Origin of the sequence: Levilactobacillus huananensis, assembly GCF_003946145.1 — a bacterium.
GTDB lineage: Bacteria > Bacillota > Bacilli > Lactobacillales > Lactobacillaceae > Levilactobacillus > Levilactobacillus huananensis.
Map to the genome: position 1 here is coordinate 15,673 of NZ_RHOC01000014.1, position 26,603 is coordinate 42,275.

General features: G+C 47.3%; 16 protein-coding genes. 11 read left to right on the top strand and 5 right to left on the bottom strand.

The annotated features are described in order from the left end of the window. Window positions 1–193 precede the first annotated feature (193 nt). From EKM71_RS09610 to EKM71_RS09620, 3 genes are all read left to right on the top strand, one after another. On the top strand, window positions 194–796 hold the full coding sequence (locus EKM71_RS09610; protein ID WP_125574397.1) for an NAD(P)H-binding protein: 603 nt from the start codon (window positions 194–196) through the stop codon (window positions 794–796). Between the two features lie 76 nt (window positions 797–872). After that, window positions 873–1,250 (top strand): hypothetical protein, encoded by a 378-nt coding sequence (locus EKM71_RS09615; RefSeq protein WP_225418029.1) that lies wholly within the window; start codon window positions 873–875, stop codon window positions 1,248–1,250. A gap of 121 nt (window positions 1,251–1,371) precedes the next feature. Further along, a complete protein-coding gene (locus EKM71_RS09620; RefSeq protein ID WP_225418030.1) occupies window positions 1,372–2,385 on the top strand; it encodes a polysaccharide deacetylase family protein in 1,014 nt (337 codons plus the stop codon). Window positions 2,386–2,454: 69 nt separating this feature from the next. On the opposite strand, the gene EKM71_RS09625 is transcribed toward EKM71_RS09620, so the two are convergent. Next, window positions 2,455–3,597, bottom strand: coding sequence for an ArgE/DapE family deacylase (locus EKM71_RS09625; RefSeq protein ID WP_125574400.1), 1,143 nt, complete (start codon window positions 3,595–3,597; stop codon window positions 2,455–2,457). Between the two features lie 189 nt (window positions 3,598–3,786). On the opposite strand from EKM71_RS09625, the gene EKM71_RS09630 reads away from it, so the two are divergent. After that, a complete protein-coding gene (locus EKM71_RS09630; protein WP_125574401.1) occupies window positions 3,787–7,395 on the top strand; it encodes a PD-(D/E)XK nuclease family protein in 3,609 nt (1,202 codons plus the stop codon). Next, window positions 7,388–11,158: a helicase-exonuclease AddAB subunit AddA gene (addA, locus tag EKM71_RS09635; RefSeq protein WP_125574402.1), complete on the top strand. Its 3,771-nt coding sequence runs from the start codon at window positions 7,388–7,390 to the stop codon at window positions 11,156–11,158. Before EKM71_RS09630 ends, addA begins: the two co-directional genes overlap by 8 nt. A gap of 73 nt (window positions 11,159–11,231) precedes the next feature. Here the strand turns inward: addA and EKM71_RS09640 are convergent, their stop codons facing one another. Together EKM71_RS09640 and EKM71_RS09645 are read right to left on the bottom strand one after the other, a co-directional pair. Further along, window positions 11,232–11,423: a hypothetical protein gene (locus EKM71_RS09640; RefSeq protein WP_125574403.1), complete on the bottom strand. Its 192-nt coding sequence runs from the start codon at window positions 11,421–11,423 to the stop codon at window positions 11,232–11,234. 54 nt (window positions 11,424–11,477) lie between these two features. Next, complete coding sequence (locus EKM71_RS09645) at window positions 11,478–12,644, bottom strand: thiolase family protein (RefSeq protein WP_125574404.1); 1,167 nt, start codon at window positions 12,642–12,644, stop codon at window positions 11,478–11,480. 160 nt (window positions 12,645–12,804) lie between these two features. Here EKM71_RS09645 and EKM71_RS09650 point away from each other — a divergent pair, with 160 nt between their 5' ends. The 5 genes from EKM71_RS09650 to potE all read left to right on the top strand — a co-directional run bounded on the left by EKM71_RS09650 (window position 12,805) and on the right by potE (window position 21,376). Beyond that, window positions 12,805–13,767: a hypothetical protein gene (locus EKM71_RS09650; protein ID WP_125574405.1), complete on the top strand. Its 963-nt coding sequence runs from the start codon at window positions 12,805–12,807 to the stop codon at window positions 13,765–13,767. A gap of 110 nt (window positions 13,768–13,877) precedes the next feature. Further along, window positions 13,878–14,879, top strand: coding sequence for a LacI family DNA-binding transcriptional regulator (locus EKM71_RS09655; protein ID WP_125574406.1), 1,002 nt, complete (start codon window positions 13,878–13,880; stop codon window positions 14,877–14,879). Window positions 14,880–15,517: 638 nt separating this feature from the next. After that, complete coding sequence (gene speC / locus EKM71_RS09660; RefSeq protein ID WP_125574407.1) at window positions 15,518–17,683, top strand: ornithine decarboxylase; 2,166 nt, start codon at window positions 15,518–15,520, stop codon at window positions 17,681–17,683. 33 nt (window positions 17,684–17,716) lie between these two features. Continuing rightward, window positions 17,717–19,903 carry an ornithine decarboxylase gene (speC, locus tag EKM71_RS09665; protein ID WP_125574408.1) on the top strand — a complete coding sequence of 729 codons (2,187 nt, stop codon included), beginning with the start codon at window positions 17,717–17,719 and terminating at the stop codon, window positions 19,901–19,903. Window positions 19,904–20,011: 108 nt separating this feature from the next. Beyond that, complete coding sequence (potE, locus tag EKM71_RS09670; protein ID WP_125574409.1) at window positions 20,012–21,376, top strand: putrescine-ornithine antiporter; 1,365 nt, start codon at window positions 20,012–20,014, stop codon at window positions 21,374–21,376. A gap of 234 nt (window positions 21,377–21,610) precedes the next feature. Here the strand turns inward: potE and EKM71_RS09675 are convergent, their stop codons facing one another. Both EKM71_RS09675 and lysS read right to left on the bottom strand, forming a co-directional pair. Next, a complete protein-coding gene (locus EKM71_RS09675; protein ID WP_125574410.1) occupies window positions 21,611–23,137 on the bottom strand; it encodes a UDP-N-acetylmuramoyl-L-alanyl-D-glutamate--2,6-diaminopimelate ligase in 1,527 nt (508 codons plus the stop codon). Window positions 23,138–23,158: 21 nt separating this feature from the next. After that, entirely contained in the window at window positions 23,159–24,670 is a 1,512-nt protein-coding gene (gene lysS / locus EKM71_RS09680) for a lysine--tRNA ligase (RefSeq protein ID WP_125574411.1), read from the bottom strand. 358 nt (window positions 24,671–25,028) lie between these two features. Between lysS and EKM71_RS09685 the strand changes: the two genes are divergently transcribed. Next, entirely contained in the window at window positions 25,029–26,210 is a 1,182-nt protein-coding gene (locus tag EKM71_RS09685) for an MFS transporter (protein ID WP_125574412.1), read from the top strand. Window positions 26,211–26,603 lie beyond the last annotated feature (393 nt).

A 26,603-nucleotide genomic window follows, 5' to 3' on the forward strand; every position in this document is an offset into this window, starting at 1 on the left:
ATATATTTTATAAAAATAATGTTCGTATTAATAAAAGCGAAATTAACGTTGAACGAAGAAGTTGCTAGAAAAGGTCACAACATTAGAAAGGTCTGTTCATAAATATTGAAAATTCATGAAAATTGGTAAGGTCGTTATCCCTCGGTGAAGCTTTCTGGTACACTGGGAGGCAAGTAAAAAGGAGCGAGAACTGATGACAACTTTCTTAATTATTGGTGCAACGGCTGTGGGTCAAAGCGTCGCTGAACGACTATTGGCAGCTGATGCTGGTGCAGTACGTCTTCTGCACACACCACAAGAACATTTAGTGGCCAGTGTGGCGAATCGGGTAACCGAATACACGGGAGATCTCCAAAAAGAAGCCACCTACCAGGCACCGTTGCAGGGTCAGCCGGTTGTCTTCTCGGCGCTGACTGGAATGGATGTCGATCTGGCCTTCGAGGCCTTATTCGACGCGCAGTATCACCAGCGACTGACCTATCCGCGCTTCGTCATGTTGAGTACTGCGGGTGTGGATCACGAGGTTGAAGGCGACCTGACCTATCCTGGTATTTCGGCCACAGACGAATACCTGAATCAGCAGCGGTATGCCGCCAAACTGGTGGATGAAGCGGAGTTTCCATATACGATTCTTCGACCAGTGGCGATGGTTGATCGGCCCGAAGAAGATGCCCAGATTATTCCAGAGGGCCATCCTGTTCCTGCTGGTCAGGTGGCAAGAGAAACGGTTGCGGCCGTGGCAATGGATGTCCTGTGCAATGGCGGTTATGACTATCAATCGATTGCAATTTGCTAAATACAACACAAAGTTAGTTTTTTTCATGGAAAAGGGTTTGCTCGCACACATAGTTTGTTAAAATAAGGGCAGTGGGGTGAAGGCATTGGCAATTAAAATAGATGATCAACAACTTCAAGCAATTCGTGAACGGATGGACGAAGCGAACCAACAGGCCCACTTTGTAATCTTTGAATCCGTTGAAAGAGACACAGGCAAGGTTCTGCGCCTGATTACGGATATTGAGAGTTTTCGAACCATTCAGGAACAGCATGCGGCTGATTCCGACATGACGGTTATTCAGGATATTGTCCCAATTACGGATGCTTTGGCCCGCTGGGCAGTCGCCGAAAATATGGCGGCACAGCAGACGGATGGTAAAACAGTCCTCGCCGATTTGGAGTACTACACCAATGAAGTGTTAAAAGAGAATCATCAAGCGGTTAATCCTCCAGAGGATGCTGCTAGCAAGTAGGTTAACTTCGGTTAGCCTACTTTTTTATTGCTATTTTTGTAAGGCGTATGGAACCTGGTTGGGGGCTAAGGCTGGTAAAATGGAGATAAGTTTAGGGGATTACCCTTGAGGAGGGGTTATGATGAAACAAGGAAAATTGATAATGAGCGGAGCGCTGGTCACCTTGCTAACCTTTGGACTAGTTGGGGGCTCAGTTACTGGGTATGCGGCGACGACCAAAGCCGTCACCTATGGTCAACTCACGAATAACAATGCCCATCGACTCGCGGCTATTCGTCAGGCGACGCGGCAACAGATTCTCAAGCAGACAAAATCGAAGAGTAGCCGGGTTAAGGCGGTTTACAAGGTAGGGTTGCCCTATCATATGAATAAGAAAGGGAAGCTGACCACCAAGGGGTTACGGGTCAGTTTGCAGAAGAATTCGTTTAAGTTAAAGAACGTGACGGTTCCTTACAAGGACTTGAAAGGGAAGATTCGGAATCGTTATCTACCAAAGGCGCAACGGACCAAGACGATCAAAACATCTAAGTTGGTCGCATTAACCTTCGATGATGGACCAGATAAGACGCTCACACCACGGCTGCTGAAGACGCTGAAAAAGTACAAGGTTCACGCGACCTTCTTTGAAGTTGGCCAGAGTGTCAGTCGCTACCCACAAATCTCACGGGCAGTGCTCGCTGGGGGCAATGAATTGGGGAACCATTCGTGGAATCACCCAGACTTTAACGCCATTGGAACGGCGAAGACCGCGGCGCAAATTACGCGGACCAACCAAGCCATCTACAAGGCGACGGGGACGCTACCACAATACGTTCGGCCGCCATATGGGAACATCACGGCCGCTGAGGGTCGAGCTATTGAACAGCCGATCGTCCGCTGGTCGGTTGATTCTCGTGACTGGGCTTATCTGAACAAGCAAAAAGATATTAGTTCTGTCATGCGGGCCACTAGAGGGGGGTCCATCGTCCTTATGCATGATATCCACGCACAATCGGTAGCGGCCGTGCCAACGATTATCAAGCGGCTGAAAGCCAAGGGATACAAGCTGGTGACGGTTAGTCAGCTGTTAAATTATCAGGCATTGCCTGGCCTCCAGTACTTTGGGGCGCATGACTACCGGACAGCTGGTAAGTAATGACGATCATAAAAAGGGGTCGAGACATTGTCTCGACCCCTTAAGTTATCATTTAATAGGATAAGTGACTTATGCGAGGAATTGTTCTGCGAGTTGCTGATAGACGTGTTGCACGTGAATGAACTGGTCCAAATCGACGGATTCATTCAAGGCATGCGCATCACGCCAGTCACCGGCTCCGTAGACGATGACTGGGAAGACGTTACTGGATTTCGTAAATTCAGAGGCATCTGTGGCGCCATGAATGACCTGTAAATTAATTGTCCGACCGAATTCAGTATCTGCAATTTTCTTGGTCAGTTGGACCAATGGCGACGTTTGTTCGGAGATGATGGGTTTGAAACTGTAATCTACGTGGAGGGTCAAATCCTGCTGGGGATCTTGGTTCAATTGATCAACGAGGGCATTTAACCGGGCGATCACGGCTGCATTGTCAAATTCTGGAATTGGTCGGATGTTACCTTGCAGTTCAGCTTTGGCGGGGATGCTATTCACCTGTTCACCACCATTGAAGACCGTGACACTATGTACCAGTGGTCCAAGTTCGGGACTGACTGGTGCGTCGTCAAAGCCGGTGGCTTCGGCCGTTATAAATTTTGCCAGGTTGGTGACCGCATTCACGCCTTTTTCTGGCATGGAGCTGTGGGCACCTACGCCTTTAGAATAGACGTGGTAGTTGAGTGAGCCATTGTGGGCATAAACGATGTTACCACCGGTAGGTTCACCGATGACCATGGCACTGACATCATCTGCCAGGCCCTGTTCGGTCAGCATGCGTGATCCCATGGCCCCATTTTCCTCACCCACGGTACCGATGAAACGCAAACGACCGTTAAGCGGAGTCTGGGCATCTGCTAAAGTCAGGAAGGTAATGACCATCGCTGCCAGACCGCTCTTCATGTCGGCACTACCGCGGCCGTAGAGGCGATTATTCTCGATGTGTGCGGCAAAGGGATCGAATTTCCAGTCGCTTAGGTCGCCGGTGGCGACGGTGTCGAGATGACCAGAAAGCACCAGAACCCGATCATTGTCGGGAGCACCGATTTCAGCGATGAGGTTATGGCGTCCTTCGGCGTAAGGTACTTGGTGGGACTGAATTCCGTGGTCGGTGAAGAGTTGCTGGAGATAGTCGGCCACGGCCGCCTCATTCCCGTTGACAGAGTTAATTTGAATTAAATGCTGCAAAATCTCAACTTGTTCGCTTTTTTGCATAGAAGACTCAACTCACTTTCTCACCATTTTTTAATATTTAAGTCCTAGTGTAGCACGGTTTTGGCGAAATGGAGACTGATCGCGCAAAAAAGTTTGGCGTTAACTGACATTTTAGCCAAACGTTTGTTCGCTTTTGGCGTCGGGTATGCTAGACTATAATCAAGTAAAAATGACATAGGAGGTTGGCATATGAGTTTACAATTCGTCTTGGGGAGCGCGGGGCAAGATCATCGGACGCCCATGGTGACTGCTTTAACTCAGCAGGTGACCGATCATCCTCAGGATCGGGACTACTATTTGGTTCCTAACCATATCAAGTTTGAAACGGAAGTCGATGTTTTAGCCGCATTAAAAGCTCGCTTAGCACCGGATCAGGGACTGTTCGCACAGTCTCAGGTTCAGGTCTTTTCGTTTACCCGTTTAGCTTGGTTCTTTATGAAAAATGAACCGGTCTATCAATTACCACGGATCTCCAAGGCCGGACTCAATATGCTGATTTACCAAATTATTCAAAGTCATGCGGACGAGTTAACGATCTTTCGCGTGGAGGTTGATCGGCCGGGCTTTGTCAGCCAGCTAACGGCCCAATTGGCTGAGCTTAAGGTAGGACAAGTCACGGCAGTAGACCTGATGACGGCCGTGGAACAGATGGATACGGTCAATGCCGATCTTCAGGCTAAGCTTCATGATCTCATGATTATTTATGAAGCCTTTGAACAACAGATGCTGGGGAAGTATGTCGAAAATACCGACTTGCTCAATCAGTTGGCGGATTTTCTTGCGACAAAGGTTGACCTCAGCCAGGCCCACTTCTATCTGGAAGGTTTCTCCCAGTTAAGTGCGCAAGAACGCCGACTGGTAGCAGTCTTAATCGAGCATGCTGCCAGTGTGACCGTGGCCCTGAATCTCGATCGACCTTACCGTAGTCAGAAGCCAGACGCGACCAATCTGTTCTATCAATCGGGGCGGTTATACTTTCAACTGGCGCAAGTAGCCACAGCCGCCCAGGTGCGTGTGGAACCCGATCGGATGGCACAGCAACCACGGGTTTCAGCCGACCTACAGGCACTAGATACCTATTGGCAAGCTTCCAATTCACTGATGACGGTACCCACTAAGGCCACGAAGACACCAGCGAACATTCGGATTGTCCAGGCGGCCAATCGTTATGTGGAAGTGGCTCAAGTGGCCATTAAGATTCGTCAGATGGTGGCGACTGGTGACTATCGTTATCAAGACTTTTTAGTGGTCGCCCGGCACCTCGATGCCTATCAAACGGTGATTGATCCTATTTTTAAAGCGCAAGAAATTCCATACTTCGATGATGCCGATGTTCAAATGGCCGATCACCCTTTTGTAGAACTTATCAACGCACTCTTTGATGTTGATCGCCGTAATTATCGGTATGCCGACGTTTTTCGGGTTCTGAAGTCAGAGCTGCTCTTACCGAAAAATTCGGACGGCCAACCAATTGACTTACAAACGTATCGTCAGGCTTTGGCTTTAACGGAGAACCTGGTTTTGAAGAATGGTTACGAGGGCCAGCATCGTTGGACGCAAAAGAGGGATTGGGTCTATACCCGATTTGCTTCTGTCGCAGATCAAGTCCAGACGACACAAGACGAACGTATTACCCGGCAGATTAACTTGATTCGTCATTTTGTCAGCAACACATTGCCACCGTTCTTTCAACGGCTTAAAAAGGCCAAGACCTATACCGATGCTGCTGCGATTCTTTATCAATTTCTGGATCACGCGGGCGTTGCCGACCGATTAATGCTCTGGCGTGATCAGGCAATCGACGAGGGAGATCTGATGCGTGCTGGGCAACCCGAACAGACCTGGTCGACCTTCTGTCAGATGCTGGATGAATGCCACGATATTTTGGGAAACATGGCATTTAACCAGGCGACTTTCCAGGCGATTTTACAGTCTGGGTTCGCCGGGGCCAAATACAGCCAGATTCCATCGACTTTGGATCAGGTGTCTATTTCCGAAAGCGGACTGGTTCAGGCAAACAATCGAAAGGTAACCTTCCTGATGGGGGCGACCGCCGACAATATGCCGGATGAGCAAGTGCCAACCACACTGTTAGCGGATAATGACCGCCAAGATTTGAGTGCACAATTACAGGCGACGGATGAGACGCATTATCTTAGAGATGATGCGGCCACGCAACTCGCCGGAGAGCCCTACTTAAATTACCTGGCGTTCATGAGTGCTAGCGAACAGTTGATTTTCAGCTATCCGGTGACCAGTGATGAGGACAACACATTGCAGGTTTCACCTTATGTTGCCCGGATTCAACAACACTTTAATTTGAAACCAATTATTGCGGCTACAGCGCCACATGCTGAACAAACTGGGATCGGATCCTTTGTGGGAACTCGGCGCACGACACTCCGTCATCTGGTTCAAGCGAGCCATGACAGTCAGGAGCGGCAACAACCGTTGTCACCGGCCTGGATCACGGTTTACCGTTTGTTAAAGGATGATCCAACGTATGGCGATCTGACTGTAAAACTACTGGGGAGCCTGAATTATCGTAACGTTCCGAAGGCCTTAAAGCCCGAAATCGTCACTGACCTCTACGGAACGCATATCAGTACCTCGATTTCAAAATTAGAAGAATATTATGCCAATCCGTATGCCTACTTCCTGAAATATGGGTTGAAGCTGCAGGAACGGGATGTTTTTGAGTTGTCGCCGGCTAGCACCGGGGAGTTCTTCCATGCGACAATGGATGGCCTGATTCACAAGATTCATGACCAACACTTAGATCTGGCTAAGATGGACCAGCAACAGCTCCATGAATTGGCAACTGAAGTCATGGCTAATGTCCTAGATACTGACGTGAACCCGCAATTTGCGATTCTGCAGAGTTCTCATCGGATGACGTACATTCAGCAACAGCTTGAGAAGACCATGCAGAAGATGGCCGAAACTCTCTGGGAACAGAGTAAGCGAACGCAGTTGCGCCCCCGGAAGACCGAAGTTCAATTTGGAACCAAGAATGAACGAACGGGGTTGTCCTTTGATCTAGGGAATGGCCGTCAGGTGACGGTTCGTGGTCGAATTGACCGCTTGGATGGCCTTCAAGCGGCGGGAAAGACCTACCTGGGTATCGTGGATTACAAGAGTTCAGACCATGAATTTAGCTTTCAGGAGGCTTTTTACGGCCAATCCATGCAAATGTTGACGTACCTTGATGCTGTTCAGCAGAATTTGTCAGAGTATCTCGAAGATGACGATGCTCAAGCCGCCGAATTAGCCGGGGCTGTCTATCTTCACCTGCAAAATCCAATCTTGAAGCCGGCTGATTTAAAGGCAACAGATCCAATTGGGGCCTTATTGAAAGCCGAGAGGTACCAGGGCTTGCTGTTAAACGATCCCGATCTGCTGAAGAATATTGATGCCTTGTTTAGTCAGGAAGGCTATGGTGTTAGCTCACAACTCTTTAAGAGTATTGCTCAGAAAAAGGCCGGTGGCTTTTATTCAAGGAGTGGGATGTTGGTTACCCGGGCTGAACTTGATTTGTTGTTAGCCCACACGGAAACGCTAATCAAACGGGCAGCCAATGGTATTTTGTCTGGGAAAACGGATCTGGCGCCAGTCAGGGAAAAGAGCCAGAACAAAACGGCGATGCAGTACACACCTTATAAGGCCATCATGCAGTTTGATCCTTTGTTGCCCATGAATAATTATTATGATTTGGCACCACTCAAACGCGATGAGGTTTTTAAATTGATCCAAGACGAGCAGGCAGCCGCAACCAGAAAGGAGGACCATCATGAGTAATGGCTTTTCATTTACCCCGAGTCAGGATCAGGCGATCCATCAACATGGGAATAACCTCTTAGTGTCGGCTTCGGCTGGTTCTGGGAAAACCCGAGTTCTAGTTGAACGCGTAATCGAACGGTTGAAGGAAGGCACCGGAATTGATGAGTTTCTCATTGTGACCTTTACCAATGCCGCGGCAGCCGAGATGCGCGATCGGATTCAAAAGGCGTTGCGTAAGGAACTCACGGCAGCTAAGGATGAACAGCAGCAACAGTTTTATTTACGACAATTAAATCAACTGCCAGTTGCCGATATCACCACGTTGGACGCCTTTTGTTTACACCTTCTACAACATTATTATTACGTCATTGATATGGACCCTGTCTTTCGGCAACTCACGGATAAGACGGAAGTCGGCTTACTTCGCGATGAAGTCTGGTCTGACCTGCGGGAACAACTCTACGCCGATGATGTGTCGGGGCGATTTGCGCGATTGACTGAAAACTTCTCTAATGACCGAAGTGATGATGGCTTGGCCGATCTGGTCCAGCGTACGTACACGTTCGCAAATGCCACCCCCGATCCAGCCGCCTGGCTGAAGCAGCTTCCGGTAGCCTATCAATTGGACGCGCCAAAGCTGACGGATACGACTTTTTATCGTGAGCGAATACAACCTTTGCTGACAGATCAATTAAATCAAGTTAAGGCGGACCTGACCAGCGCTCAGAATCTAGCAACTCAGCATGCATTGGATAAGCAGGCTGATCATATGACCAAAGCTTTGAAGTCGCTAGCTCGGGTGGACGACTTAGTGACCAATGGCAGTTGGAATGATTTACGAGCGGCTATTCAGGATTTTAGTTGGGGAAGGATTCCTAGCATTCAAAAAAAGAATGAAGATTACCCAATTTATAACGATCTCAAGACTGCCTACTACGAACCCGCCAAGGATGAGCTCGATAAAATTCGCGATAAGTATTTCGCTCAAACAGAGGATCAGCTGGTTATGATCATGCAACGGGCTGAAGAGTTGGTCACGGAACTATCACGTGTTGTGTTGGCCTATCGTGAGGCTTATCGGGTTGAAAAGGAACGGCGGCGCGTCTTAGAGTTTGCGGATATTGAACATGCTGCGTTGCGGATTCTGACTAGCCGAACGGAACAGTCAAAGCAGGTGGCACAACGACTTCGTCAGCAGTATGCCGAGATTATGGTCGATGAGTATCAAGATACGAATGGCTTGCAGGAAGCCATTCTAACAGCGATTGCTGATCCAGCGCCTCACGGTAATTTGTTCATGGTGGGGGATGTGAAGCAGTCGATCTATCGGTTCCGACAGGCGGATCCCACCCTCTTTATGGGAAAGGCTGACCATTACGGTCAAGATCCGCAGTCCGGGGGATTGATTACCTTAGCCGAAAACTTTCGCTCGATGGAAAATATCGACAATTTTACGAACTTAATCTTTAAGCAACTGATGAATCGTGAATTGGGTGAGGTGGACTACACCGGGGATGCCGAGTTAGCCTTTGGCGCCACTTACTATCCCGAGGAGGTCACCAGTACTGCTGAATTATTGGTCTATCTGACCAAGGGAGCCGATCAAGATGACCAGGATGATGAGGCGATGGATGAGACCTTTCAGGTAGATGACAAGCACCAAGGAGAAGTCCTGATGGCTGGGAAAAAGATTCAAGATCTTATTGCTGCCGAGACGCCGATTTATGATCGTGATAAGAAATGCATTCGGCCGATGACCTATGGGGACATTACGCTTTTAACGCCAACTCGGAATAATAATCTTATTATCACGGATGAACTCCGGAGACTGGGAATTCCAGTGGTAGTGAACGACGCGCAGAATTACTTCAAGACGACCGAAATTCAGATCATGATGGCCCTTCTACAGGTGATCGACAATCCTTATCAGGATATTCCACTCGCTGCGGTGTTGCGTTCGCCCATCGTGGGTCTCGACGAAAATGAGCTGGCATTATTACGGATTAATCAACGAACTGGGGACTACTATCAAGCTGTTCGTCATTTTCAACAACAAATGGCTGTTGGGGGTCCGGCGAGCGACATGCAACAACGGGTCTACCAGAAGGTGAGTCACTTTTTGGAACAACTCGATAAGTTCCGTGACATTGCGCGGCAAAATCAATTGGTTACCCTTATTTGGCGAATTTACCAGGATACGGGTTTCTTGGACTACGTTGGGGGAATGCCGGCTGGAAAGCAGCGACAAGCGAACTTACATGCCCTGTACGAACGCGCTCAGAGCTATGAGCAGAGTAGCTTCAAAGGACTCTTTCAGTTTGTTCGCTTCGTGGAACGTCTTCAGGAACGTGACGACGATTTGGCCGGTGCGCCCGTTCAGACGGCGGAAGACGCCGTGTCAGTGATGACCATCCATGGGAGTAAGGGGCTGGAGTTTCCAGTCGTCTTCATCATGGACGCGTCGCATCAATTTAACATGAAAGATCAGCAGGGAACTTATGTTATGAGTGGTAAGACGGGAATTGGGATCGATTATCTGGATCCCGAGACGCGAGTTCGCTCGGCGAGCCTACAGAAGTTAGTGGGGGCTCAAGCGATCTCACGGGCAAGCCTGGCGGAAGAAATGCGGAAACTTTATGTGGCCTTAACTAGAGCTGAGTCACGGCTTTATCTTGTCGGATCTCATAAGACCAAAGATGAAGCCTTACAAGCCTGGCGTCAGGCCTATCAAAGCCGTGACCTGGTACTTAATGCCACTTTGCGAGAAAAGCATACGCTGGCGAATTACCTGGATTGGGTGGGAATGTGTTTGGTCAGAGCGCCACGGTTTAATGCCGACTGGCGCGATGGTAAGGCAACCAGTCCGAAGTTGGTAGATGATCAAACTAATTTTCAGGTTAGCTTCGCGACCGCGCAGGATCTTGGACCGGTGACAGCGGTTGGTGAAGAAGCCGCGGATTGGTTGAAAGAAACCCAAGCCAAGGCAGATGCTCAGGCGGGAACGCCTTTAGAACAGACGGCCATCCGTGGTGTTATGGACTTTAAGTATCCTCATGAGGCGGCCACATTAACGACGGCTTACCAGTCGGTTTCGGAAGCTAAGCGGCTCTTTGAAGACCCAGACAACGCGTCAATTGGGGAGTATCAGCCGGATAAGCCTACCGGCCATGGCCGACGATTCGTCAGCCATGACTTCGATCGGCCGGCGTTCTTACAAACGGTGCGGGCCCCATTACCGACCGAAATCGGAACGGCGACTCACCTGGTGTTACAACAGCTCCCGGTAACCAGTGTACCAACGGCGAAAACTGTTCAGGCGGTGATCGACCGATTAGTGGCGGCGAAAATTCTGACACTAGAAGTGGCGGCTAAGATTGAAGCTGATCGTGTCCTAGGTTTCTTTGAGACGTCGGTTGGTCAGGCTGTATTGGATCATCCTGAACAGTTACATCGAGAAGTCCCATTCTCACTCTTGATTCCGGCCAAGAGTCTGTTTCAAGATTTCCGTGAGGCCGATTCACAGGTCCTCATTCATGGGATTGTGGACGGGTATTTGGAGACAGCTGACGGCATCACGCTCTTCGATTACAAGACGGATCATGTCAATCAACGGGCAGTTGACCAGAGTATAGCCAAATTGGTGGATCGTTACGGCGGACAAGTTAATCTTTATGCCACCGCCCTGCGACAAATGACGGGCAAACCTGTGACAGCACAGTATCTGTATCTCTTGGATACGGGCACTCTAGTCGCGGTACCGGAACAAAAAATTCAAGGTTAATCAAAAACAGGTTCCAACGGCTCACACCAAAAATGGTGTCGAGTTGTTGGAACCTGTTGTCGTTAAGCTTAGGTTAATAGTGAATCATGAGTAGTGAGATCAGGACGAAGACGAGAACCACCATTGCGCCGATCACGCCGGGCAGGTGACGCCGATAAGCTGTATGGCGACGGGTTACGGTGACTAGGGCGCCACAGAGAATGATTAGGCCCAAACTCGCCAAAATTAATAATTTCATTTTGACATCAAAATCTGCTGTCAGCATGGTGCACCTCACTCATTTCAAAGTTATTAACCGCATTATACCAGACTTCTCGGGTTAGCGTTCGACTAACAGGGTCATCCCCATGCCACCGCCGATGCACATGGCGGCTAGGCCACGGTGGGTTTGGGTTCTCAGGAGTTCGTGAAGTAGCGTAACCACGATACGGGTTCCGGAAGCACCCAGGGGATGTCCTAAGGCAATGCTACCACCATTGACGTTCAAACGATCTGCGGGAATCTGAAGATCCCGAGTAATCGCGACTGATTGGGCGGCAAAGGCTTCGTTAATTTCGAAGCGGTCGATATCGGCTACCGTTAGCTGGTGATCCCGGAGAACCTTTTGAATGGCGGTGACCGGAGCATACCCCATGATCTGAGGATCGATACCACTCTCCTGATAACCACTCAGCGTGGCGAGGTAGGGAATACCAGCGGCGATGGCCGTGGACTTACGCATCAAGACCATAGCGGCGGCCCCATCGTTAAGGCCGGCGGCATTTCCCGCAGTGACAGTCCCGTTGGTTTTGAAGGCGGGCTTTAAGGCTTCAAGCTGATCGCGTGAGGTGGTGGCGCGGACGGCCTCGTCCTGCGTGATGGTTTTGCCAGCTACAGGTACGGGTACAATCTCAGCGTCGAATCGGTGGGCAGCTTGCGCTTGCGTGGCTTTTTGTTGGGAACGTAACGCAAAGGCATCCTGATCAGCACGGCTGACGTTGAACTTTTCGGCAACATTTTCGGCTGTAATCCCCATAGGGACTTGGCTAAAAGCGTCAGTTAAGCCATCTTTAGCGAGACTATCCGTGAGTGTGAGGTCGCCAAACTTGCGACCCCAGCGAGCATGATGACTGAGATAAGGTGCGCGACTCATACTCTCGGTCCCGCCAACCAGTACGGCATCCGCGTCACCCATGAGGATGGCGCCTTGTCCCAAGCGTATCGCCTTCAGACTGGAACCACAGACCTGATTGACAGTCATGGCGGTGCTACTAGCGGGGAGGCCGGCATTCAATTCAATCTGACGGGCGACGTTTTGCCCCTGGCCGGCCTGGAGGACGGTGCCAAAAATCGTTTGTTGAATCATGTTAGGTTCAAGACCACTACGCTTGATAGCGGCCTTTGCGGCGATGGTTCCCAAGGTGACGGCAGAGACTGACCGGAAGTTCCGACCAAATTTACCGATGGGCGTCCGAACGGCGCTGACGATGACAACTTCTTCTGCCATGTGTATGAATTCTCCTTTTCCGATGAGTTTCCGAAACTTAAATATAACCGACTTTGCCGCTTTTGTCTTGGCGGAGGACTGGAATGAGATGAGGATTTGCATTTTCTTAAAGACTTTTCTTATAATGAGGAGGAGTTTACAAGATAGGGGATTAGTTGTAATGGAACAAACAGATGAAGCGGTTGACACTCTGACAGTGGCAGATTTTCTGACCACCACGCAATTTAAGAGGCTATCAGCCAACCAACAAAAGTATGCCGAAACGATTCTGACGGATGTGTTGGCAGCCCGTGAGACGGTGGATCTTAACCAGGGGGTCTGGACACCTCGGCAGGTAGCAGGGACGTTAGCAGCGCTCCCAAGTTTAGTTGACCAGCCACACGTTTACTATGTTGCCGTCGTTCCTGTGATGATCGCTTACTTTGAGGCCCAAGGTCATCAGGTAAAGCCCTTAATCGCGGCACTGAAGGCGGCACGCCCAGCATTGGTGGCCAAGCACGCGGAGACTGCACAAGAAGAGGCAGATTACGATGGCGTTGTCCAACAGGTGAAGCAGTGGGTTCAAGCTATGTTTGAGCAACCCGAAGTGATGAATCTGACGATCGCCGATCAACATCACTTTGTGACGATTATTCATACTACCGCGGAACTTATGATTACCGGGAGAAAGTTGGCACCGAAGGATTGGGACGTCGACACGTTGAGCGGCATTATGTTTGGCCCATTCACGCATCTACTGGATGAAAAAGACCGGGTTTCGGGTCTCTTTCAGTTAGTGCCTTTTGCTCTGACGACGCTCTTTACCTATCTTGAGCAAACCAATCAATTAACCCATGCCGCCGCATTGCAGGATTGGGTGCTCAAACAGCATGAGGCACTGGTGACGATGTACAATCCGGAATTAGAGAAATTCTACGAGGGGTTAACCGAAGCGATGGAACAAGCCGGCATCGATACTCAAGATCACACAGCTGTTGATCACTTTACGCAGACCTATTTGCGCGCTCATCCAGCGATTAGTCGTGCGCTATTTACGGCGGATCGGCAGTTAAAACGGACAAAACCCGTTAAGCAAATTAAATATAGTCGAAAACAGCGGCGCCGGCGTCGGCGCAAGCATTAGGCCATTGATAACCAACCGTGAATTTGCAGGTAAAATCACAAAAAACTTTTACCTAGCGACAGATTAGTTTATGATTAACTTATAATAACTATTTGGCGAGGTGTGGTTTTATGGTCAAAAAGGTCACAATCACTGACATAGCTAAGGCAGCGGGTATCTCACCAACAACCGTGTCGTTGATTCTTAATGGTAAAGGTGAGCGGTTCAGTCAGGAAACCTGTTCGCGGGTTTTTCAGTTGCGCGATGAACTCGGTTATCATATTGAAAAGCGTCCAGTTGTGCCGCGATATGCCAAGAAAATTTACCGGCTCGGTGTTGTTATGACAGCGTTTAATCAATTTTTTTATCAGGATGTCATTACGGGTATTCGCGAATCAGCGGGGACAGAGGTTATTGTCTCGCTCTATGAAGTGGGGAACACCTACGAGGATAATCTGCGAGACTTGAAGGGATTATTCAGAGAGCCTATTGATGCCCTAATTCTTTGTGAGCCCATAGTTCCAACGAAGATCCTTCGGGAGCTCTCTGCCGCCTTCAAAGTGCCCTATGTGATCGTTAACAGTCATGCGGCAGCTAGTGATTCGGATGTTTGGGTCGATCTGCATGAGGTTGGGATCTTGTCTGCAGAATACCTATTGGCCAATGGTCATCGGAAGATAGCGGTGGTCGTGCCCCAAGAGAATCACGCGAATTCAGAGATCGTTGCTGGGTTTCGCGAAGGACTTGCAGAATACCACCTCCAACTGGAGGAACAAGACATCTTCCGCATTGTGCCCTCCCTCAGTGAGAGCTACCGCTTTGCTAAAAACACCAATCTACAAGACTACACGGCGGTTTTTACGGCTGCGGATGAGATTGCGATTGGGATGATGCGGGGCCTGGCCTCCAAGGGGCAGCGGGTACCGGATACCCAGTCATTACTGGGTGTGGGCAACTCTGAGTTGGATAATTATACGCACCCGCAGTTATCGTCGGTGCTGATTCCGGCATCCGATATTGGTCGGGCAGCCTTTGATAAGTTAGAAGAGCTGAATCAAAAGCCACAGACGCCGCGAGAAACGTTGAACTTGCCGATTGGACTGGTCAAACGTTCAAGTGTCAAACATATCTAAAATGTCTCAGGATCACCCGGTTTAGGGTGATCTTTTTTGTTTTTTATGCATAGAAAATTAAAAAAGCATGAATGAAAATGAAAACGCTTAATAAAGCAACCGGTTGCCACCTCAAACGTTCCCATTTTAAAGAAATGAAAACGGCTCACGAAAACAAAGTCAAAAGAGACTATAAACTATTGAAAACAGATACGTTCTAGGCTATGGGCCGATCTTTAGTCGGTGTGAAGTGACCACAAAATTCGATTTTTGGTGGGGTTAGTAAAAAAAAGTAAAAATTATTTTTGAATGAAAAGCAGACGCTAAATTTAACGTTTTTTGAACGGAAATATACATTTAAAGTGAATATTATTAGTTGTGCTCGTGAAAAGTTTCGCTAATCAAAGATGGCGGCGCCATGCGGCTTTAAGGCGAATTGGTCTGGCTTAGTGAGTGGGTAATCAATCCAATGGATGAGTATATTTATTGATAAAACGAAAATTCCCATCATCCTCTAATGAGGGTCAAAGGGTGGTTTGAAATGAAAGACCCCCTTGTCAGCGCTTTCAAAATGTAGTAAAAATAAGAGTGTAAGTCTTACTTCGACTCCCTCATCCGGAAGCCGTGGTAAAAATTGTAAATTTTATAAGGAGGCTCTCATGGATAATTTAAAGATTGCGTCTACTGAGGAAGCTCGGCAGTATTTCACCACTACTCGTGAAATCGTCGATGCTAACGACACTGACTTCGTTGATTCTGCAGCGGTTGTTGTAATGGATGATCAACTTGATCCTATCAATGCTGTTGACGAAACAAAGTTTGGTGTGCCAGTCTTTGTTCTCAGTAAAGACAGTTCAAAGATCCAGGGCGATTTGATGGCAAAGATTTACCACATTGTTGACTTAAACAGTAAGTCAGATGGTAAATTGGTTGATCGTGAAATTGAATCGGCTGCCGCAAAGTACGAAGATAGTGTATTACCACCATTCTTCAAAGCCCTTAAGTCATATGTTGAACGGGGTAACATCCAGTTCGACTGTCCAGGACACCAAGGTGGGCAATACTTCGCTAAGCACCCAGCTGGTCGCGAATTCTACAACTTCTTCGGTGAAAACGTCTTCCGTGCCGACATCTGTAACGCCGATGTTGACTTAGGTGACTTGTTAATTCACGAAGGTCCAGCTATGGATGCTGAAAAGCATGCCGCACAAGTCTTCAACGCTGACAAGACATACTTCGTAATGAATGGGACTTCAACTTCTAACAACATCGCTGTTGGTGCTGCTGTTGCTCCCGGTGACTTGGTTCTGTTCGACCGGAACAACCACAAGTCCATTTACAACGCTGCCCTCGTTAAAGATGGTGGCCGTCCAGTTTACTTAGAAACTTCCCGTGACCCTTACGGATTCATCGGTGGGATTTATGCCCGTGACTTCGATGAAGACTACATCCGGAAGCAAGCTGCTAAGGTTGACCCAGAAAAGGCCAAGCAAAAGCGCCCATTCCGTTTAGCTGTTATCCAATTAGGGACTTACGATGGGACTATCTACAACGCACGTCAAGTTGTTGACAAGATTGGTCACCTTTGTGACTACATCCTCTTCGACTCTGCATGGGTTGGATACGAACAATTCATTCCTATGATGAAAGACAGTTCTCCATTACTGTTAGACCTCGGACCAGAAGATCCAGGTATCTTAGTAACGCAATCAACCCACAAGCAACAAGCTGGGTTCTCACAAGCATCACAAATCCACAAGAAGGATAAGCACATTAAGGGTCAGAAGCGTTACATCGACCACAAACGGTTCAACAACGCTTACAACCAATATGCTTCTACTTCACCATTCTACCCATTATTCGCTACGCTTGACGTTAACGCCAAGATGCAAGAAGGCGAAGCTGGTAAGAAGTTATGGCATGATGCATTGGTAACTTCCGTTAACGCTCGTAAGAGTCTGTTAAAGAACGCAACCATGATTCGTCCATTCGTTCCACCAGTTGTTAATGGTAAGAACTGGGAAGATGCTGACACTGAAAAGATCGTTAACGACATCGACTACTGGCGCTTTGAAAAGGGTGCTAAGTGGCATGGATTTGACGGCTACGAAGACAACCAATACTTCGTTGACCCTAACAAGTTCTTGTTAACGACTCCTGGTATCAACGTTGAAACCGGTGAATACGAAGACTTCGGTGTTCCAGCCGTTATCTTAGCTAACTACTTGCGTGAACACGGAATCATCCCAGAAAAGAATGACTTGAACTCTATCTTATTCTTGATGACTCCTGCCGAAACGCCAGCTAAGATGAACAACTTGGTAACCCAAATTGTTAACTTCGAAAGCTTGATCAAGGCTGATGCCCCATTATCTAAGGTATTGCCTCGTCTGTACGCACGTAACAAAGACCGTTACGCCGGCTACACTATCAAGCAACTTTGCCAAGAATTACATGACTTCTACAAGGGTAACAATGCTAAGGAATACCAAAAGAAGATGTTCTTAGCTGACTACTTCCCAGAACAAGCAATGACGCCATACGATGCTAACGTTGAATTGTTACACAACAATGCTAAGTTAGTTAAGTTGAGTGATATTGAAGGGGAAACTGCCCTTGAAGGTGCTTTACCATATCCTCCTGGTATCTTCTGTGTTGCCCCAGGTGAAAAGTGGACCAAGGTTGCTCAAACTTACTTCTCAATTCTTGAAGCAGGTATTAACAAATTCCCTGGTTTTGCACCAGAAATCCAAGGTGTTTACTTTAAGCAAGAAGACGGCAAGACTGTTGCTTACGGTTACGTTTACGATTCAAGCAAAAAGTAAACTCATTCGGAAATAGAAAGGAACTTATCGAAAATGGCTGAGTCTTTGAAAATAGCTAGCTCTGAAGGAGCTCTTAAATTCTTCAGTACTGACCGTGAGATCGTCGACCTCGCAGGTAAGACTGACTTCACCGATATTGCTGCTGCCGTCGTCACTGATTCTGACGAAGATATTGCCAGCGTAAAGTTAATTAATGCAACGAAATTTGATATTCCTGTATTTATGTTAACTGCTGACTCTGCAGCTCTCGATGCAAGCGTTCGTGAAATGGTCTTCCATTTCTTGGACAACAATGACGAGAGTTACCGTAACATCTACGACAGTGAAATTGAAACAGCTGCCGCTACGTATGAAGATAAAATGATTCCTCCATTCTTCAAGGAAATGGTACATTACGTTGAAGAAGGTAACCTGAACTTTGATACGCCAGGTCACCACGGTGGACAATTCTTCTTACGTCACCCAGCTGGTCGTGCACTGTACAACTTCTACGGAGAAAACTTATTCCGTTCTGACGTAAGTAGTTCTGACGTCGAAGTTGGTGACTTGTTGACCCACGGTGGTGCTGCCCTTGATGGTGAAAAGCATGCCGCACGTGTCTTCAACGCTGACAAGACTTACTTCGTTATGAATGGGACGACCACTTCTAACGCAATTGTTGATATTGCAGCTGTTAAGCCAGGCGACTTGGTATTGTTCGACCGGAACAACCACAAGTCTAACTACAACGCTGCCTTGGTACAAGCTGGTGGTTTACCAGTTTACCTCGAAACTGAACGGAACCCATTCGGTTTCATCGGTGGTATCGACGATGCTGCTTTCAATGAAGATTACATCCGTGCACAAGCTGCTAAGGTGGATCCAGAAAAAGCTAAGGAAAAGCGTCCATTCCGATTAGCTATCATCGAATTAGGGACTTACGATGGGAGTATCTACAACGCACGTCAAGTTATCAAGCGGATCGGTCGTCTTTGTGACTACATCCTCTTTGACTCTGCATGGGTTGGTTACGAACAATTCATTCCTATGATGAAGGATAGCTCACCATTGCTGATTGATGACTTGGGACCAGAAGATCCAGGTATCTTCGTTACCCAATCTGTCCACAAGCAAATGGGTGGTTTGTCACAAGCTTCCCAGATTCACAAGAAAGATAAGCACATTAAGGGTCAGAAGCGTTACATTGACCACAAACGGTTTAACAACGCCTACATGAAGTACACGTCTACTTCACCATTCTACCCAATCTACTCCACACTTGACGTTAACGCCAAGATGATGGAAGGCCCTGCCGGTGCCAAGATGTGGATCGACACGGTTAAGTTGGGTATCGAAGCTCGTAAGCGGATGCTTAAGGAATCCACGATGTTCACGCCATTCATTCCTACCACTGTTCATGGTAAGAAGTGGGAAGACGTTGATACGGACACGATTGCTAACGACATCGACTACTGGCGCTTCAGTAAGGGTGAAAAGTGGCACTCATTTGCCGGCTATGCTGACAACCAGTACTTCGTTGACCCACTGAAGTTCATGTTGAAGACACCAGGTATCAACATGGAAACCGGTGAATATGAAGACTTCGGTGTTCCCGCAACGCTGATTTCCAGCTACTTGCGTGAACATGGGATTATCCCTGAAAAGTCTGACTTGAACTCAATCTTGTTCTTACTCACGCCTGCTGAAACTAAGGCTAAGTTGGACAACTTGGTTAACTTCATTCTTCAACTTGAAAAGTTGATCAAGGAAGATGCCCCATTGAGCGATGTCTTACCTAAGATTTACGCTGAAAACATTGACCGGTACCGTGGTTACACGATCCGTCAACTTTGCCAAGAAATTCATGACTTCTACAAGAAGTCAAATGCCAAGGCATATCAACGTGCATTGTTCCGGGAAAAGACTTGGCCAAAGCCAAGCATGACCCCATACGATGCTGACAAGGCATTAGTTGCTAACAATGCTAAGTTAGTACCATTGGACAAGATCGTTGGTGAAACTGCTCTTGAAGGTGCACTTCCATATCCTCCTGGTATCTTATGTGTTGCCCCAGGTGAAGTTTGGAACAAGGAAGCCGCAACTTACTTCACGATTCTTCAAGAAGGTATCAACAACTTCCCTGGATTTGACCCTGAAATCCAAGGTGTCTACATGGAACCTCAAGAAGACGGTCGCGTTAAGGCTTACGGTTACGTTTATGACAAGGATGCCGCAAAATAACCTAGACTTTATGAGATTCTAGATTTATACTAATGAATGTCGGTCCTTTTTGGGCCGGCATTCTAGCAATTGTTCGTTTCAAAATTTTATTCAATTGAGGTTAGAAAAATGGCAGAAAATAGTACGAAAATGGGTGTTATGCAGCTGACCATCATTACGGCTGTTAACATGCTTGGTTCCGGGATTATTATGTTGCCATCTAAGTTAGCACAAGTTGGGACGATGTCCGTTCTCTCTTGGATTGTAACTTTAGGTGGGGCCCTCTGTCTGGCATGGGTTTTCGCCAGAAACGGTATGTTTAGTACAAAGTCCGGTGGTATGGGTGGATACGCCGAATACTCATATGGTAAAGACGGTAGTTTCATGAGTAACTTTACTTATGGGTTATCACTGGTTATCGCCAACGTGGCCATCGCGGTTTCCGCCGTTGGTTATTTGACGGTGTTCCTGGACATTACACTGAAGCCAATCGAAGTTACTTTCTGGGTTATCGGAACGGTTATCATTACGACCTTGCTTAACTTCGGTGGTTCTAAGTTGACTGGTCGGATTGGTTCCGTAACTGTCTGGGGTGTTATTCTCCCAGTTGTTATCTTGGCCGTATTAGGCTGGTTCTGGTTCTCACCATCACTGTACGCTGCTTCATGGAATCCACACAATGTTGGATTCTTCGACGGAATTGCTTCATCAATTCCAATTACGTTATGGGCTTTCTTAGGACTTGAATCTGCGGTTGCCAACATGGATGCCGTTGAAAACCCACGTAAGAACGTTCCTATCGCCGTTATGGCTGGGACGATTGGTGCCGGGATTATTTACATCCTGTCCACTAACGTTATGGCTGGTATTGTTAAGAACTCAGCATTGCTGACTTCTAACGCCCCATTCGGTTTGACTTTCTCAACCATGTTCGGTGGCTGGGCTGGTAAAGTCGTTGAAGGTATCATGGTTCTTGCTTGTCTTGGGTCATTATTGGGTTGGCAATTTACTATCGCCCAAGTGTTCAAGTCATCCGCTGATGAAGGTTACTTCCCAGCAATCTTCTCTCGTGTTTCCAAGAATGGTGCCCCAATTGCCGGTATGACTATCTTGTTAATTGTTCAAATTCTGTTGTCATTCATGACTATCAGTCCTGACTTGAACAAACAATTTAACGTTTTAGTTAACTTGGCTGTTATCACCAACTTGGTTCCTTACATCTTGTCAATGGGTGCTGCAAAGACCATTCAACAAAGTGCCGGGATCAGCAAGCACAACATGACCTACAAGGTTACGAACTTCTTAGCTGTCGTTGCCGCAATTTACTCATTGTACGCAATGTACGCTTCAGGTGCGCAAGCCATGGTCTTAGGTTCATTAGTTACCTTCTTCGGTTGGACTATGTACGGTTTCGTTTCGCCTAAGTTTGACTTAGACCAAAAGGAAATTGAAAAGGCCAACAAAGAAGCTGCTACTGAAGCTGAAGCTAACTAATTATTAGTTGCCTAGAAAAAGTCGTCGGTTCGCGTGAGCGAGCTGATGGCTTTTTTATTTTGTTTGGACAGTGGGGCAGGTGATGATTGTCTAGACAAAGGGTGGCTTCGAAGCAGATCGATCGGGCGGTACGGATTTTGTTCCGTTAGAATAGCAAAAAAATAGCACGACAGGTGATTTTTATCATCTGTCGTGCTATTTACGTTTGATTGTGACCTATTTATCCTAGAAACTTTAGGCTTCGTCAGCTAGCGATTCTAAGACGTTAGCGGCAACGACAGGATCGGAAGGATAAGGTGTATCTACACCGTTCACCTTTTGATACTTGTCCTCACCTTTACCAGCCAGAACGACGAGATCCGTATTGGATGCGCCGGTAATCGCTTGGCGAATAGCGTCTTCACGCTTAGGAACGATAGTGGTGGCTACCTTTGAGTGGTCGATGTGACTGTCGATTTCCTCGGCAATCTTGATGGGGTCTTCGTGACCCGGATCATCAGCCGTCAGGTAGGCGACATCAGCGAAATCGTTCAAGGCACGGGCGAAACCTTCTCGCCGGTCTTCACCCTTATCACCGGTACTGCCGAGAACGGCAATAACCCGTTGATCAGGGAACTGAGTGCTCAGAAAGCCAAGTAATGCATTCATACTGCCCCAATCGTGAGCATAGTCCACATAGATGGTTCCGTGATTCTTGGTCCGAGTAAATTGCATACGGCCAGGAACCTTAGTATTAGCCAAGCCATATTGCATGTCCTCAGCGGAAGCACCTGCAATTGCAGTGGCTAAAATGGCTGCGGAGGCATTACCTTGGTTAAAGTCACCAGGAACGGAGACATTGTACGTTTGTGCAAGACTAGCGAGTGTGGGGTTGTCGCTATTAACGACTAATTTGAAGGTACTTGCCGTCAAACTAGCTTGGTTATCAGTGATCGACACACTGGCTGAATCTGAGTTCATTCCATAGGTGAAGATGTGATCGGGAGCGGTGGAGACTTGCGAGGCAGCGAGGACTTCATCGAAGTGGTCGGTGTCGGCGTTAATCACCACATTACGGGAGTTCAGCAGTAACTGCTGTTTGCAGAACAAGTAGTTTGCAAAGTCAGGATGTTCGTTAATGCCGATATGGTCTGGTGTGATATCTAAGAAGATACCCACATCAAATTGTAAACCGTAAACCCGATCAAGGAGGTAAGCCTGGGAGGCAACTTCCATCACCAGGTACTTCGCACCGTTATCCACGGCTTCTCGCATTTCCTTGAATAGATCGAAAGATTCTGCGGTGGTCAAGTGGGCTTTGAATTGGTTCTTAGCACCCTGACCAACAATCCGGTCGATAGTCGAGAACATGGCAACCTCACCTGGATGAGCATGTTCAAGGATATTGTGAGTGAAGTAAGTGGAAGTGGTTTTACCCTTGGTTCCCGTGTACCCAATCAGAAATAATTCATTTTGGGGAAAACCGAAGAATAGTTGAGCGGCCAAGGACATAGCCTTACGCACGTCGCTGACGATAATCCCCGGAACGGAAACCACGTCACTATAATCAGTTTCAGCGAGATAACTAGTGGCCCCATTAGCAATGGCTTGCTTTAGGTAATCAACTGAAAAGTTCTTGCCTTTGCAGATGAAGAGACCATTCTCACTGACGTTGCGAGAATCATAAGCTAATGATTCGAAAGAAACGTCGTCTGATTTAAGCGAATTACTTTGGTACAAATCATGTTCTTGTAGTAACGCAATCAGTTGGAATGCTTTCATGCAATTGCCTCTTTTCAAAGATTACTCGTTAGGACGCATCGTTGGGAATAGCATGACGTCACGAATTGAAGGTGCATCCGTTAACAGCATGGTCATCCGGTCAATCCCGATTCCAAGTCCACCAGTAGGTGGCATACCATATTCCATGGCTTCCAGGTAATCTTCGTCAATCCCATGGGCTTCTTCGTTACCGGCATCACGTTCAGCATCTTGTGCTTCGAAACGTTGACGTTGGTCGACAGGGTCGTTTAATTCGGTAAAGGCGTTCCCATATTCATTACCATTAATGTATAACTCGAAACGGTCAGTGAAACGACCATCCTTAGGGTTCTTCTTAGCTAATGGTGAGATTTCAACTGGGTGACCGTAAATGAAGGTTGGGTCGATCAAGGTATCTTGAACCTTGTCTTCGAAGAAGGCGTTGATGAAGTGACCAACAGTCCAGTAGTCTTCGTATTCAACATCATTTTCGTCAGCTAACTTACGAGCATCTTCAACGGACATCTTCTTCCAGAAGTCGATACCAGTAACTTCCTTAACAGCATCAACCATGTGAATCCGCTTGTATGGAGATTCCAGGTCAATAGGGGTGCCTTGGTAAGTGATGTGGCCATCGCCGTGAAGCTTACGAGCCGTGTAACGGAAAATGTTTTCCGTTAAGTCCATGACGTCGTTATAGTCCGTATACGCGGTATAAACTTCGATCATGTTGAATTCAGGGTTATGACGGGTGTCAATCCCTTCGTTCCGGAAGTCCTTGCCTAATTCGTAAACCTTTTCGAATCCACCGACAATTAAGCGCTTCAGGTAAAGCTCCGTGGCAATCCGGAGATATAAAGGAATGTCGAGAGCGTTAGAAGAAGTGATGAATGGCCGTGCTTCCGCACCACCGGCTTGCGTCTGTAAGACAGGCGTGTCGACTTCAATGTAACCTTGGTTATCCAGGTATTCACGCACAGCGCGCTTGATCTGGGTAACCTGCATAAAGCGGTTAAAGCTATCGCGGTTAGCGATTAAGTCCAAGTATCTCTTACGGTAGATAGATTCCTGGTTCGTTAAACCGTGGAACTTGTCAGGTAACGGACGTAACGCCTTTGATAAGAATTCAAGTTGCGTAATTCGAATCGTTAATTCATCGGTATCCGTCTTGATAACGTAACCGTGAATACCAATAAAGTCACCTAAGTCCAAAGAAGTATATAAGTCGTAGGCAGATTCACCGAGTTCATCTTGCCGTGCGTAGCCTTGGATAGTACCGAAACGGTCGAGAATATCGACGAATCCGGCCTTCCCACTACCACGCTTAGCGGTTACCCGCCCAGCAAGAGTCACATTATGCTTATCTTCGGCCAACTCTTCTTTAGTATTTTGACCGTACTTGTCGTTAAGTGTCTTGCTAGTATCGGTCCTGTCAAACCGGTGTCCAAATGGCGCGATGCCTTGTTCACTGAGCTTGTTCATTTTGTCCCGCCGAACCTGCATTTGATCGTTTAAGTCGGGTTGCGTGGAACTGTTTGTATGATTATTGCTCATATATGTGGCCTCCTAATAAGTATTGATTCGGTAAATCAAATCCAAATCTAACTTAAATCTAATTTATTTCGACCAAATAAGCAAGGGAAATCGCTAAAAAAGTTAATTTTATTTAGAAAAATGTATAAATATCTTTGGGGTGCTAGTATGGCAAACATGACTTTGACGGCTTTTGTAAGCCGAATTAGCAAATTGGTCTGGAACAATTTATGTATAGCTCGAATTATTAGAAACTTTGTAATAAAGCCACGGAGAGATCAGGTGAGCAACGGGGGGGGGTAAATGATCGATTCAGGTGTTTCGGTCAGTGACGGGTGATGATAGAATGGACTTAGTATTGAAGGGCGGGAAACGACATATGTTAAAAACGATTCGTAGAATGTGGCCGTTACTGGTGCTGGGGTTCTTGGTGAACACAGCGTACAGTGTGATGTGGCCGTTAACGACCATCTATCTTCATGGGAATCTCCATTTAGACTTAGTTCAGAGTGGACTGATTTTAGCAGCTTATTCTGGGTGCAATGTCTTAGGGGGGTATCTAGGTGGGGTCCTCTCGGATCGCTACTCGGCAAAAACGGTTGGGTTGGGCATGCTCGCAGCATTGGTGATTGATGCTGGCTTCGGGTTTATCTGGAATGGGATTATTGCCTATCCAATTGTTTTGATTGTTTTTGGGCTCCTCACGGGGGGCATGTTAACTCTGATTACGGCACTTACGGCACAGCTCAGTCATAATGACAGTAAACTCTTTAATCTACTATATATATTCATTAATGTCGGGCTTGTCGTCGGAACCGCCAGCATCGGGGTTCTTTTCCATCACAGTCTACGACCAATCTTCACCCTGCTGATTGTTTGCTATCTTGGGGCTTTTGCCCTCTGGCGTTGGAAGGCTGCTGAATTCGAAGCCAGTGGTACGGATGAAGCCGTTGTAACTTCGACACAACAGACCACGGTAATTAATAGTAGGAAACTCCCCGTGGCGAGTCTTGTGATTATTCTCTTAACGTTGGTCTTCATGTGGATTACCTACGCCCAGTGGATGAGTAACGTCTCGGTCTACATTCAAAATGAAGGATTAGGGATTAAGCTCTACAGTTATCTTTGGGTCTACAATGGGATTCTTTTGATCATTGTACAGGCACTGATGACCAAGGCCAGTCACGTACGGATTATTCCGTGGCAGATTCTATTTGGACTCCTCGCGATTGCCTTTTCTTTTCTATTAATGACGACAACTTCTGGCATCGTGGTACTCTTTATGGCGATGACCCTTTTAACGGTGGGGGAAGCTGTCTATGTACCGGGGGTTCCGGCGTTGATTAACGCGTACACCGTGGGAAATGAAGGAAAGTACCAAGGACTGGTTAATTCTTTCTCATCGCTTGGGAAGGCTTTAGGCCCTGTTCTTGGGGGCGTTGTGATTGGTCAGTTCACGTCATTTAAGTTTTTATTCTTACTGTGTGCGATTGTTGATTTCATCGTTGCGGCCGGATTTGTTGTCGGTGTTGCCCCGATCTTGCGACGACGGACAAAATGACGACGGACAACAACTGATATAGCGTCTGAAATTGTGCGGCTTTTACGGTGCAATTTCAGACGCTTTTCTTGTGCGGTTCGCCTTTAAAAAAAGATTGTTTAATTGTCATTTTTTAGTTGACGATTTAGACGCTGGTTGGTATAGTTGTATACGTTGCTGTTACGAAATAACGACTAGACCAATTTAAAAGATTGAATTTAGTTGTTGACAGCAAACCAATAGAATGATATGCTTTATGAGTTGCTTGTTCAGGCAAGCAATCAGGTAGACCTTTGAAAACTGAACATTGTTTCGACAAACCAAATATGTGTAGGGCGGTTTGATACTTGGTATCAAACCCAAACAATATTTGCGAAGTCAATTCGCTTTTATAACAAAAGTAACAACAATCGA

What these genes read in the sequence shown, in the direction of transcription:
- EKM71_RS09610 (WP_125574397.1), top strand. Translation starts at nt 194, where the DNA reads ATGACAACTTTCTTAATTATTGGTGCAACGGCTGTGGGTCAAAGCGTC.
- EKM71_RS09620 (WP_225418030.1), top strand. Translation starts at nt 1,372, where the DNA reads ATGAAACAAGGAAAATTGATAATGAGCGGAGCGCTGGTCACCTTGCTA.
- EKM71_RS09625 (WP_125574400.1), bottom strand. Translation starts at nt 3,597, where the DNA reads ATGCAAAAAAGCGAACAAGTTGAGATTTTGCAGCATTTAATTCAAATT.
- EKM71_RS09630 (WP_125574401.1), top strand. Translation starts at nt 3,787, where the DNA reads ATGAGTTTACAATTCGTCTTGGGGAGCGCGGGGCAAGATCATCGGACG.
- addA (WP_125574402.1), top strand. Translation starts at nt 7,388, where the DNA reads ATGAGTAATGGCTTTTCATTTACCCCGAGTCAGGATCAGGCGATCCAT.
- EKM71_RS09640 (WP_125574403.1), bottom strand. Translation starts at nt 11,423, where the DNA reads ATGCTGACAGCAGATTTTGATGTCAAAATGAAATTATTAATTTTGGCG.
- EKM71_RS09645 (WP_125574404.1), bottom strand. Translation starts at nt 12,644, where the DNA reads ATGGCAGAAGAAGTTGTCATCGTCAGCGCCGTTCGGACGCCCATCGGT.
- EKM71_RS09650 (WP_125574405.1), top strand. Translation starts at nt 12,805, where the DNA reads ATGGAACAAACAGATGAAGCGGTTGACACTCTGACAGTGGCAGATTTT.
- EKM71_RS09655 (WP_125574406.1), top strand. Translation starts at nt 13,878, where the DNA reads ATGGTCAAAAAGGTCACAATCACTGACATAGCTAAGGCAGCGGGTATC.
- speC (WP_125574407.1), top strand. Translation starts at nt 15,518, where the DNA reads ATGGATAATTTAAAGATTGCGTCTACTGAGGAAGCTCGGCAGTATTTC.
- speC (WP_125574408.1), top strand. Translation starts at nt 17,717, where the DNA reads ATGGCTGAGTCTTTGAAAATAGCTAGCTCTGAAGGAGCTCTTAAATTC.
- potE (WP_125574409.1), top strand. Translation starts at nt 20,012, where the DNA reads ATGGCAGAAAATAGTACGAAAATGGGTGTTATGCAGCTGACCATCATT.
- EKM71_RS09675 (WP_125574410.1), bottom strand. Translation starts at nt 23,137, where the DNA reads ATGAAAGCATTCCAACTGATTGCGTTACTACAAGAACATGATTTGTAC.
- lysS (WP_125574411.1), bottom strand. Translation starts at nt 24,670, where the DNA reads ATGAGCAATAATCATACAAACAGTTCCACGCAACCCGACTTAAACGAT.
- EKM71_RS09685 (WP_125574412.1), top strand. Translation starts at nt 25,029, where the DNA reads ATGTTAAAAACGATTCGTAGAATGTGGCCGTTACTGGTGCTGGGGTTC.